The 10,687-nt window shown below is 60.7% G+C and carries 9 protein-coding genes and 2 tRNA genes; 7 read left to right on the top strand and 4 right to left on the bottom strand.

Features of this window, described 5'->3' with window-relative positions; genetic code table 11:
* From J4E58_RS24205 to J4E58_RS24190, 4 genes are all read right to left on the bottom strand, one after another.
* On the bottom strand, window positions 1-1,536 hold a 1,536-nt coding region (locus J4E58_RS24205; RefSeq protein WP_207255334.1), incomplete at its 3' end, for an iron ABC transporter permease.
* Window positions 1,536-2,561, bottom strand: a complete 1,026-nt coding sequence (locus J4E58_RS24200) for an extracellular solute-binding protein (protein WP_087089904.1) — start codon at window positions 2,559-2,561, stop codon at window positions 1,536-1,538. The genes J4E58_RS24205 and J4E58_RS24200, both read right to left, overlap by 1 nt.
* A 201-nt stretch (window positions 2,562-2,762) precedes the next feature.
* Window positions 2,763-2,849 (bottom strand) — tRNA-Leu (locus J4E58_RS24195).
* Between the two features lie 170 nt (window positions 2,850-3,019).
* Window positions 3,020-3,106, bottom strand: a tRNA-Leu gene (locus tag J4E58_RS24190).
* 224 nt (window positions 3,107-3,330) lie between these two features.
* Here J4E58_RS24190 and rnr point away from each other — a divergent pair.
* From rnr to dnaB, 7 genes are all read left to right on the top strand, one after another.
* On the top strand, window positions 3,331-5,937 hold the full coding sequence (gene rnr / locus J4E58_RS24185) for a ribonuclease R (protein WP_053259428.1): 2,607 nt from the start codon (window positions 3,331-3,333) through the stop codon (window positions 5,935-5,937).
* Entirely contained in the window at window positions 5,934-6,701 is a 768-nt protein-coding gene (rlmB, locus tag J4E58_RS24180; protein ID WP_023970226.1) for a 23S rRNA (guanosine(2251)-2'-O)-methyltransferase RlmB, read from the top strand. The genes rnr and rlmB overlap by 4 nt, the downstream gene beginning before the upstream one ends.
* 283 nt (window positions 6,702-6,984) lie before the next feature.
* Window positions 6,985-7,410, top strand: coding sequence for a 30S ribosomal protein S6 (rpsF, locus tag J4E58_RS24175; protein WP_007921481.1), 426 nt, complete (start codon window positions 6,985-6,987; stop codon window positions 7,408-7,410).
* Window positions 7,411-7,438: 28 nt separating this feature from the next.
* Window positions 7,439-7,669 (top strand): 30S ribosomal protein S18, encoded by a 231-nt coding sequence (gene rpsR / locus J4E58_RS24170; RefSeq protein ID WP_002551829.1) that lies wholly within the window; start codon window positions 7,439-7,441, stop codon window positions 7,667-7,669.
* Window positions 7,670-7,705: 36 nt separating this feature from the next.
* Window positions 7,706-8,605, top strand: coding sequence for a hypothetical protein (locus tag J4E58_RS24165; protein ID WP_009041913.1), 900 nt, complete (start codon window positions 7,706-7,708; stop codon window positions 8,603-8,605).
* Window positions 8,606-8,626: 21 nt separating this feature from the next.
* Window positions 8,627-9,073 carry a 50S ribosomal protein L9 gene (rplI, locus tag J4E58_RS24160; RefSeq protein ID WP_007921484.1) on the top strand — a complete coding sequence of 149 codons (447 nt, stop codon included), beginning with the start codon at window positions 8,627-8,629 and terminating at the stop codon, window positions 9,071-9,073.
* Window positions 9,074-9,207: 134 nt separating this feature from the next.
* On the top strand, window positions 9,208-10,605 hold the full coding sequence (gene dnaB, locus J4E58_RS24155) for a replicative DNA helicase (protein ID WP_007921486.1): 1,398 nt from the start codon (window positions 9,208-9,210) through the stop codon (window positions 10,603-10,605).
* The last annotated feature ends 82 nt before the right edge of the window (window positions 10,606-10,687 follow it).

The following is a 10,687-nucleotide window of genomic DNA, read 5'->3' as shown; positions in this document are numbered from 1 at the left end:
CAGATAGACCGGTAGCCCCGATACCAGGATCAACAGCGCCGCATAAGGCGCTGCGGCGGCAAACTCCACATTCGCGGTGTGCGCCCAGACTTCCGTTGCCAGTGTATTCAGTCCGGTCGGGCTGAGCAGCAGTGTGGCCGTCAGCTCCTTCATGGCATCCAGGAATACCAGGGCAAAGGCGGCGCCCAATGCCGGGAAAATGATCGGCAGGGTCACGCGGCAGAAGGCCGTGAATGAGGAGGCGCCCAGGGTGCGGGCGGCTTCCTCGAGTTGCGGCGCCGCTTTGTTCAGGGCGGTGCGGATCGGTGCCTGCGCCAGGGGCAGGAACAGCAGGGCGTAGGCGATCAGCAACAGGGCTGAGGTCTGATACAGCGCCGGCACGTAGTGCAGGGCAAAGAACACCAGCGTCAGGGCGATCACCAAGCCTGGCAGGGCGTGCAGCAGGTAAGGCAGGCGTTCGGCCCAGAGTGCCAGGCGACCCTTGTGGCGCACCACCAGCAGTCCGACCGGTACCGCCAGCACCAGGCACAGTGCCGCGCCACCCAACGATAGCGCCAGGGAGGAGAGCAGGGCTTCGCTGATGGCGGCCATCGGGAAAGCGGCCGATGAGCCGACGGCCAGCCAGTACGCCAGCATGCCCAGCGGAATGCCGCTGCCGATCAGGGTCAGCAGCGCGCAGTACAGTTGTCCTCCAATCGCCCATTTGCCGAGGCGCACTTGCTCGGCATGTCGCGCCGCGCCCTGGCCGGTTCGTACATGGCGGCCTTTGCCGCGAACCCGCAATTCCAGCCACAGCAGGGCCAGGCACAGCGCTAGCAGCACGGCGGAAAGCATCGCCGCGTTGGCATTGCTGAACTCCAGTTCGAACTGCTGATAGATCGCGGTGGTGAAGGTTTGCAGGCCAATGATCGACAGTGCACCGAACTCCACCAGCATGTGCAGGGCAATCAGTAGCGAGCCGGCCAGCAATGAGGGCCAGAGCAGGGGCAGGGTAATCCGGAAGAACACGCCCCAGCGATTCTGACCGAGGGTGCGGGCCGATTCCTCCAGGGAGGGATCGAGATTGCGCAAGGTGGCCGCGACAGGCAGGAATACCAGCGGGTACTTGGACAGGCTCATGACCAGGATGGCCCCGCCCAGGCCTTCGAAGCTGGCGCTGAGGGAGACCCAGGTGAAGCTGCTGACGAAAGCCGGCACGGCAAAGGGCAGGCACAAGATCACACCCCAGAGGCGTCGCCCCGGCAAGTCGCTGCGTTCCAGCAGCCAGGCCAGGGACAGGCCGACGATGGCGCAGGTAGCGGTCACGCCAATGAGCAGTAGCAGGGTGTTGCGCAGCAGGCCGAATACATAGGGGCGCCACAGTAGGTGCAGGGCTTCGGCCCAGCCAGCCTGCCAGGCCTTGAGCCCGACATAGAGCAATGGCAGCAGGCTGAGCCCGACCAGCAACAGGACCGGTAGCAGCAGCCAGATCGATGGCCCCTTGCGCTTCGGCATGTAGTTCGTGCGCGAGGCGGGGGTGGGCAGCGATGCGCTCATCAGTTCAGGCCGACTTCGCGTTCCAGTTCCAGGGCTTCTTCGGCGTTGCCGAGGTCGGCCGGGGTGACTTTCGGCGCTTGCAGTTCACTGAACGGCTTGAGGCCTCGATCCGACTCCAGGCCTTTGCGCAGCGGATATTCTGCGGTGGTCTGGGTGATTACGCGCTGGCCTTCTTCGCTGGCCATATAAGCGAGGAATTGCTGGGCTTCTTTGGGGTGTTTGCTGGACTTGAGTACCGCGGCGCTGGATACGGTGATCAATCCGCCGGCATCGCCGCCGGTGAAATAGTGCAGCTTCGAGTCAAGCTGGCCTTTCTCTCGTTGCAGGGCGAACCAGTAGTAGTTGTTCACCAGCACGGTAGCGACTTCGCCGTTTTCCACGGCCTTCAAGGCCACCATATTATTGCTGTAGGTCTTGCCGAAAGCGCGCAGGCCGGTCAGCCATTCTTCGGCGGCGTCCATCCCGTGCAGCTTGATGATTGCCACGGCCTGTTCCTGGAATGCGCCGCTGGTGGGGACGAAGCCTACCTTGCCTTGCCATTGTGGCTGGGAGAACTCCATCACCGATGCAGGCAGGTCTTTTTCGTCGATCAGCTTCGGGTTGAACGCTACCACGCGAACTCGGGCGGTAATGCCGATCCAGGTGCCGTTACCGGCGACGTAGTCCTTGGGCAGGACTTCAAGGGTCGCAGCATCGGTCTTGGCCAGCAGGCCTTGCTCGCCGAGTTTGTTCAGGGGCGGCGATTCTTCGGTGTAGATCACGTCGGCGGGGGAGCGCTTGCCTTCTTCCACGATCTGGCTGGCGAGCTGGTTGCTGCTGCCCTTGCGCACATTGACGTGAATGCCGGTCTTGGCCTCGAAAGCCTTGGCGATGGCGTCGCCGACTTCCTTGTGCTGGCCGTTGTACAGCGTCAGGGAAACCGGATCGGCTGCTTGAGTGAGTGGAGATGCCAGGGCCAGGCCCAGCAAAGTGATGGTCAAGCCGCGCAGAAGGGATGTTGGAAGGGAGGTGTTTCTAAACATCATTCGCAGGGTTCCTCACTGTGGTGCCGCAAAAACTTGTAACAATCATAAACGATATTGTTTCTCATGTGCGGCTTGGCGGGCTGGAGAGTCCTGGAGGAGGGGCGCTTGGGCGGGGGAAATGATTGTTGTGGGCCTGAAACGCAAAAACCCGCTTTCGCGGGTTTTTGTGAGGCTTCACAGCTATGCTGTGAAACTTGAATGTGGTGCCCAGAAGAAGACTCGAACTTCCACGGCCTTGCGGCCACCAGCACCTGAAGCTGGCGTGTCTACCAATTTCACCATCTGGGCAGTATCAGCAGCGTTGCCGCTGTTGATGGGGCGAACTATACGGAGCGCCTTTGAATCTGTAAAGCCCTGTTTTGACTTAGATTCAATAAATCAAACACTTAGAATGCAAAAACCCGCTTTCGCGGGTTTTTGGAGGAGTCTGAAGATTCAAACGATCTACAGCTCTGAATTGGTGCCCAGAAGAAGACTCGAACTTCCACGGCCTTGCGGCCACCAGCACCTGAAGCTGGCGTGTCTACCAATTTCACCATCTGGGCAGTATCGGCAACGTCTCCGTCGTCGATGGCGCGCACTATACGGACCACCTTTTGAGCTGTAAACCCCTGATCTTGAAAATATTGAAAAAAATTCGCCGACGGCTTTTGCAGGATGGTTCTGAAGCCTCTAAAGGACTTTTCGGAGCCTGTCTTAGCCTGAAATTTCCCGTTTCAATACGCGTATGCCAAACTAACCCGCATATAGACAAGGTGAAATTTATCTAATGGCCGATTGGCAGTCCCTCGATCCCGAGGCCGCTCGTGAAGCGGAAAAATATGAAAACCCTATCCCTAGCCGCGAACTGATCCTTCAGCACCTTGCTGATCGGGGTTCGCCTGCTAACCGCGAACAGTTGGTCGAAGAGTTTGGTCTGACCACAGAAGACCAGATCGAAGCCCTGCGTCGCCGCCTGCGCGCCATGGAGCGCGATGCCCAACTGATCTACACCCGTCGCGGCACTTATGCGCCGGTGGACAAGCTCGACCTGATCCTCGGCCGTATCAGCGGTCACCGTGACGGCTTCGGCTTCCTGGTTCCCGATGACGGCAGCGACGACCTGTTCATGAGCCCGGCGCAGATGCGCCTGGTGTTCGATGGCGACCGTGCGCTGGCCCGGGTTTCCGGTCTGGATCGCCGCGGTCGCCGCGAAGGCATGATCGTCGAAGTAGTGTCCCGTGCCCACGAGAGCATCGTCGGCCGTTATTTCGAAGAAGGCGGAATCGGTTTTGTGGTGGCGGACAACCCGAAGATCCAGCAGGAAGTGCTGGTGACCCCGGGTCGCAATGCCGGCGCCAAGATCGGCCAGTTCGTCGAGGTGAAGATCACCCACTGGCCGACTCCGCGCTTCCAGCCGCAAGGCGACGTGGTCGAGGTCGTGGGCAACTACATGGCCCCGGGCATGGAAATCGATGTTGCCTTGCGCACCTACGATATTCCTCACGTCTGGCCCGAGGCGGTGCTGAAGGAAGCCGGCAAGCTCAAGCCGGAAGTCGAAGAGAAGGACAAAGAGAAGCGCATCGACCTGCGTGATCTGCCGTTCGTCACCATCGACGGCGAAGATGCTCGCGACTTCGACGACGCGGTTTACTGCGAAGCCAAGCCCGGCAAGTTGCGCCTGTTCGGCGGTGGCTGGAAGCTGTACGTGGCGATCGCCGACGTTTCCAGTTACGTGAAGATCGGTTCGGCGCTGGATAACGAGGCGCAGGTGCGTGGCAACTCGGTGTACTTCCCCGAGCGCGTGGTGCCAATGCTGCCGGAGCAACTGTCCAACGGCCTGTGCTCGCTGAACCCGAAAGTCGATCGTCTGGCCATGGTGTGCGAGATGACCATCTCCAAATCCGGCGAGATGACCGACTATCAGTTCTACGAAGCGGTGATCCACTCCAAGGCGCGCCTGACCTACAACAAGGTCAGCACTATCCTCGAACAGCCGAAAACCAGCGAGGCTAAGCAGCTGCGTGGCGAATACGCCGATGTCGTGCCGCACCTCAAGCAGCTTTATGCGCTGTACAAGGTTCTGCTCGGTGCCCGTCATACCCGTGGCGCCATCGACTTCGAGACCCAGGAAACCCGGATCATCTTCGGTTCCGAGCGCAAGATCGCGGAAATTCGTCCGACTACCCGTAACGATGCGCACAAGCTGATCGAGGAATGCATGCTGGCGGCCAACGTGGCCACCGCCGAATTCCTCAAGAAGCACGAAATCCCCGCGCTCTATCGCGTTCACGACGGCCCGCCGCCAGAGCGTCTGGAAAAACTGCGCGCCTTCCTCGGCGAACTCGGCCTGTCCCTGCATAAAGGCAAGGACGGCCCGACGCCGAAGGACTACCAGGCCTTGCTGGAAAGCATCAAGGATCGTCCGGACTTCCATCTGATCCAGACCGTGATGCTGCGCTCCTTGAGCCAGGCGGTGTACAGCGCTGACAATCAGGGCCACTTCGGCCTGAACTACGAAGCCTATACCCACTTCACCTCGCCGATTCGCCGTTACCCGGACCTGCTGACGCACCGGGCGATTCGCAGTGTCATCCACTCCAAGCAGAACACGCCTCACGTGCGTCGTGCCGGTGCGATGAGCATTCCGAAGGCGCGCATCTATCCCTACGACGAGGCGATTCTCGAGCAGCTTGGCGAGCAGTGCTCGATGAGCGAGCGGCGTGCCGACGAAGCGACTCGCGACGTGGTGAACTGGCTCAAGTGCGAATACATGAAGGATCGCGTGGGCGAGGCGTTCCCGGGCGTGATCACTGCGGTGACCGGTTTTGGCCTGTTCGTCGAACTGACCGATATCTATGTCGAAGGTCTGGTGCATGTCACGGCGCTGCCGGGCGACTACTACCACTTCGATCCTGTGCATCACCGCTTGGCCGGTGAGCGCACCGGCCGCAGCTTCCGCCTGGGTGACAGCGTGGAAGTGCGGGTCATGCGCGTCGATCTGGACGAGCGCAAGATCGACTTCGAGATGGCGGAAAAAACCATCAGCGCGCCGATCGGTCGCAAAAAACGTGGCGCTGTCGATGTGCCTCCAGCCAAGACGGCTGCCGAGCCCGCTCCAGCCAAGGCCGGCCGTCGTGGCCCGGCCAAGGAGAAGCCGGTCGAGGCCTACCGCTCCAGCGATGCGGCGGCGAAAAACGCCGAAGTGCGCAAGAGTCGTGAGATGAAGCAGGCGCTGCTGGCCGAAGCTAAGAGCGGCGGTAAAGCGGCGTCTGGGGGAAAGTCCGGAAAGCCGGCGTCCAGCAAGCCGAGCAAGCATCGTAAAGGTCCGCCGAAAGCGGGCGCAGGTCCTGCGGCGAAAAGCGGCGGGGCACGTAAACCCAAGGCCAAGTCATGAGTCAGTTGGAAAAGATCTACGGCGTGCACGCTGTAGAAGCATTGCTGCGTCACCACCCCAAGCGCGTCAAGCAGATCTGGCTGGCCGAAGGCCGCAGCGATCCGCGCGTGCAGGTGCTGGTGGACCTGGCCGGGCAGAATCGCGTGGCGGTCGGTCAGGCCGAGCGTCGCGAAATGGATGCCTGGGTCGAAGGCGTTCACCAGGGCGTCGTGGCTGAAGTGAGTCCAAGCCAGGTCTGGGGCGAAGCGATGCTCGATGAGTTGCTCGACCGTACCGAGGGCGCGCCGCTGCTTCTCGTGCTGGACGGCGTGACCGACCCGCATAACCTTGGCGCCTGCCTGCGCACTGCCGATGCGGCCGGTGCACTGGCGGTGCTGGTGCCGAAAGACAAATCGGCGACCCTGACCCCGACCGTACGTAAAGTGGCGTGCGGCGCCGCGGAAGTGATTCCGCTGGTGGCCGTGACCAACCTCGCGCGCACCTTGGAAAAGCTCCAGCAGCGCGGCCTGTGGGTCGTCGGCACGGCTGGCGAAGCCGAGCAGGAACTGTATGACCAGGACCTGACCGGGCCGACCATCCTGATCATGGGCGCCGAAGGCAAGGGTATGCGTCGCCTCACCCGCGAGCATTGCGATTTCCTGGTGCGCCTGCCGATGGCCGGTAGCGTCAGCAGTCTCAACGTTTCGGTGGCTACCGGCGTGTGCCTGTTCGAAGCCACGCGCCAGCGTGCGGCCAAAGCCAAGAGTGCAGCCAAGAAGGCCTGAGTTTCCTCCCCCCTATGCAGGCGCGAGCTTGCTCGCGATAGCGGCCCGATCGAGGTGCCGCAGTCGTGAGCAGGCCTGTCTGGCAGGTTTGGCGCGCCCTGGCGCCCAGTTGTTCAAATAATCACCAATTGCCTTGCGCCGCTGTTCCCCCTTCTCTACAATTGCGCCCCTTGCCGTTGCGGCAGGCGCATATGTGCCTATCTCTGAGGCAAGACACACAAGTGTCATTCACTCCTTGTCTGACCGCTTTTGAGCGGCAGGCTACAACCCGTAAGGAGCATTCATGCGTCATTACGAAATCATCTTTCTGGTCCACCCTGACCAGAGCGAGCAAGTCGGCGGCATGGTTGAGCGTTACACCAAGCTGATCGAAGAAGACGGCGGCAAAATCCACCGTCTGGAAGACTGGGGCCGTCGTCAACTGGCCTACGCAATCAACAATGTTCACAAGGCTCACTACGTGATGCTGAACGTTGAGTGCACCGGTAAAGCCCTGGCTGAGCTGGAAGACAACTTCCGTTACAACGATGCTGTGATCCGTAACCTGGTCATCCGTCGCGAAGAAGCCATCACTGGCCAATCCGAGATGCTCAAGGCTGAAGAGAACCGCAGTGAGCGCCGTGAGCGTCGTGACCGTCCTGAGCATTCTGACAGCGCCGATGGCGATGACAGCGATAACAGCGACGCCAGCGATAACGCTGACGAGTAATCCACGGACCTTTTGAGGAGCCAATTACATGGCACGTTTCTTCCGTCGTCGTAAATTCTGCCGCTTCACCGCTGAAGACGTGAAAGAGATCGATTACAAAGATCTCAACACTCTGAAAGCCTACGTATCCGAGACCGGCAAAATCGTTCCAAGCCGTATCACCGGTACCAAAGCTCGTTATCAGCGTCAGCTGGCCACCGCTATCAAGCGCGCCCGCTTCCTGGCCCTGCTGGCCTACACCGACAGCCACGGCCGCTGAGACCGGGCAGTCGACAAGTAGTAAGGGATTGAATGCATGCGCGCCTTAGCTGAGTTCATCATGCGCGGCCGTATGCAGGCCACTCTGGTAGTGGCCGGATGTGCGGCATTGCCGTTGTTGTATTGGTTGGGTGCTGCTGCGGGAAGCCTGGTGCTCCTGCGGCGCGGTTTGAGCGACGCCCTTGGTGTCCTCGCCCTGGGATTGCTGCCGGCATTGTTCTGGTGGCTGTATTCCGACGATCCACGCGCACTCATGGTGTTGCTCGGGTCTTCGGGCCTTGCGTTGGTTTTGCGCGCAAGCGAATCCTGGAACCGTGTGCTGCTGGTCAGCATAGCGCTGGGCCTGGTGTTTGCTGGAGTGCTGGGTGTGGCTTACCGCCCCCAGATCGAGATGCTCTCGCAGGAGTTGGTAAAAATCCTGCCGTTGGCCCTCGGTGATCTCTACCAGCAGCTGTCGGTTGAAGAGCGGGCTCGTCTCGCCTCACTGATCGCACCGGTCCTGACCGGCCTGATTGCGGCTTTGTTGCAGGTCGTCAGTGTGCTGAGCCTGATTGTCGGGCGCTACTGGCAGGCGTTGTTGTACAACCCGGGTGGTTTTGGGCGCGAGTTTCGCGCTATCAAGCTCCCGCTGGGACTGGCGATGTTGCTGCTGGCCTGCATGCTGCTGGGACCGAACCTCGGTCCGCAGATGGCGATGCTGACGCCGTTGTGCAGCGTACCGCTGGTGTTCGCCGGGCTGGCCCTGATTCACGGGCTGGTGGCGCAAGGGCGACTGGCCAGGTTCTGGCTGGTGGGGTTGTACGTAACGCTGTTGCTGTTTATGCAGCTGATCTATCCGTTGCTCGTGGTGTTGGCCATAGTCGACAGCCTGATTGATTTTCGCGGTCGTTCGGCGCCGAAAGACGCCGATAACGGTCCTGCGAACGGTGAAGGTTAAAAGTTAAGAGGTTATTACCAAATGGAACTGATCCTGCTGGAAAAAATCGCCAACCTGGGCAACCTGGGCGATAAGGTAAACGTTAAGGCTGGTTACGGCCGTAACTACCTGCTGCCTTTCGGCAAAGCCACCGCTGCTACCGCTGCCAACCTGGCTGCGTTCGAAGCGCGTCGTGCCGAGCTGGAAAAACTGGCTGCAGAGAAAAAGGCTTCTGCCGAAACTCGCGCTGCCCAACTGGCTGAGCTGGAAGTGACTATCACTGCCACCGCTGGTGACGAAGGCAAGCTGTTCGGTTCGATCGGCACCCACGACATCGCTGATGCACTGACCGCCTCCGGCGTTGAAGTTGCAAAAAGCGAAGTTCGTCTGCCGAACGGCACCATCCGCAACGTAGGTGAATTCGACGTAGCCGTGCACCTGCACGCTGAAGTTGAAGCCACCGTACGCGTTGTCGTGGTAGCAGCTTAAGCAGTACTTGTCGGCTGGCACCCTCGGGAGCTAGCCGGTAACATCGGGCACGATCCTGTTTACAGGTCGTGCCCTTTGTCTTTCTGTACCTTCAGTTTTTCAAACCCCTGCTTTTCCTAAAAAACCAAGTGGCCATGAACGATATCTCCGCTCCCGAGCAATACGATCTGCAAACCGCTGCCCTGAAGGTGCCGCCACATTCCATCGAGGCCGAACAGGCCGTGCTCGGTGGTCTGATGCTGGACAACAACGCCTGGGAGCGGGTGCTCGATCAAGTCTCCGACGGCGATTTCTATCGACATGACCACCGCCTGATCTTCCGTGCGATCGCCAAGCTGGCCGATCAGAACATGCCGATCGACGTCGTGACCCTGTCCGAGCAGCTGGACAAGGAAGGCCAGACGTCCCAGGTCGGTGGCCTGGGTTACCTGGGTGAACTGGCGAAGAACACGCCGTCGGTGGCCAACATCAAGGCTTATGCGCAGATCGTTCGCCAGCGCGCCACCCTGCGCCAGCTGATCGGCATCAGCACCGAGATCGCCGACAGCGCCTTCAACCCCGAAGGCCGCACCGCCGAAGAGATTCTCGACGAAGCCGAACGGCAGATCTTCCAGATCGCCGAAGCGCGTCCGAAAACCGGCGGCCCGGTGGGTGTCAACGAGTTGCTGACCAAGGCCATCGACCGCATCGACACCCTGTTCAACACCGACAACGCCATCACCGGCCTGTCCACCGGCTACACCGACCTCGACGAGAAGACCAGCGGCCTGCAGCCCGCCGACCTGATCATCGTCGCCGGTCGTCCGTCCATGGGTAAGACCACCTTTGCCATGAACCTGGTGGAAAACGCCGTACTGCGCAGCGACAAGGCGGTGCTGGTGTACTCCCTCGAGATGCCAGGCGAATCGCTGATCATGCGTATGCTGTCGTCCCTCGGCCGTATCGACCAGACCAAGGTGCGTTCCGGCCAGCTGGAAGACGACGACTGGCCGCGCCTGACCTCGGCGGTCAACCTGCTCAACGACCGCAAGCTGTTCATCGACGACACCGCCGGTATCAGCCCTTCGGAAATGCGCGCGCGGACCCGCCGCCTGGTGCGTGAGCACGGCGACATTGCCCTGATCATGATCGACTACCTGCAACTGATGCAGATCCCGGGTTCCAGCGGCGACAACCGGACCAACGAGATTTCCGAGATCTCCCGTTCCCTCAAGGCCCTGGCCAAGGAATTCAACTGCCCGGTAGTGGCCCTGTCCCAGCTCAACCGCTCCCTCGAGCAGCGCCCGAACAAGCGCCCGGTGAACTCCGACTTGCGCGAATCCGGAGCGATCGAGCAGGACGCCGACGTCATCATGTTCGTGTACCGGGACGAGGTGTATCACCCCGAGACCGAGCACAAGGGCATTGCCGAGATCATCATCGGCAAGCAGCGGAACGGCCCGATCGGCTTTATCCGCCTGGCATTCATCGGCAAGTACACCCGCTTCGAGAACCTCGCGCCGGGCAGCTACAACTTCGACGACGACGAATAAACAGCCGTAGCCGCTGCCGCAGGCTGCGATAAGGGCCGCAGGACCTTCGTTCGATGGGGGAGCGTTGCGTGTGCCGCGCAGC

It is taken from the genome of Pseudomonas sp. FW305-25 (assembly GCF_017351415.1).
GTDB classification, from domain to species: Bacteria; Pseudomonadota; Gammaproteobacteria; order Pseudomonadales; family Pseudomonadaceae; genus Aquipseudomonas; species Aquipseudomonas chlororaphis.
This window is presented reverse-complemented; position numbering and strand designations above follow the sequence as displayed.

What these genes read in the sequence shown, in the direction of transcription:
- J4E58_RS24200 (WP_087089904.1), bottom strand. Translation starts at nt 2,561, where the DNA reads ATGATGTTTAGAAACACCTCCCTTCCAACATCCCTTCTGCGCGGCTTG.
- rnr (WP_053259428.1), top strand. Translation starts at nt 3,331, where the DNA reads ATGGCCGATTGGCAGTCCCTCGATCCCGAGGCCGCTCGTGAAGCGGAA.
- rlmB (WP_023970226.1), top strand. Translation starts at nt 5,934, where the DNA reads ATGAGTCAGTTGGAAAAGATCTACGGCGTGCACGCTGTAGAAGCATTG.
- rpsF (WP_007921481.1), top strand. Translation starts at nt 6,985, where the DNA reads ATGCGTCATTACGAAATCATCTTTCTGGTCCACCCTGACCAGAGCGAG.
- rpsR (WP_002551829.1), top strand. Translation starts at nt 7,439, where the DNA reads ATGGCACGTTTCTTCCGTCGTCGTAAATTCTGCCGCTTCACCGCTGAA.
- J4E58_RS24165 (WP_009041913.1), top strand. Translation starts at nt 7,706, where the DNA reads ATGCGCGCCTTAGCTGAGTTCATCATGCGCGGCCGTATGCAGGCCACT.
- rplI (WP_007921484.1), top strand. Translation starts at nt 8,627, where the DNA reads ATGGAACTGATCCTGCTGGAAAAAATCGCCAACCTGGGCAACCTGGGC.
- dnaB (WP_007921486.1), top strand. Translation starts at nt 9,208, where the DNA reads ATGAACGATATCTCCGCTCCCGAGCAATACGATCTGCAAACCGCTGCC.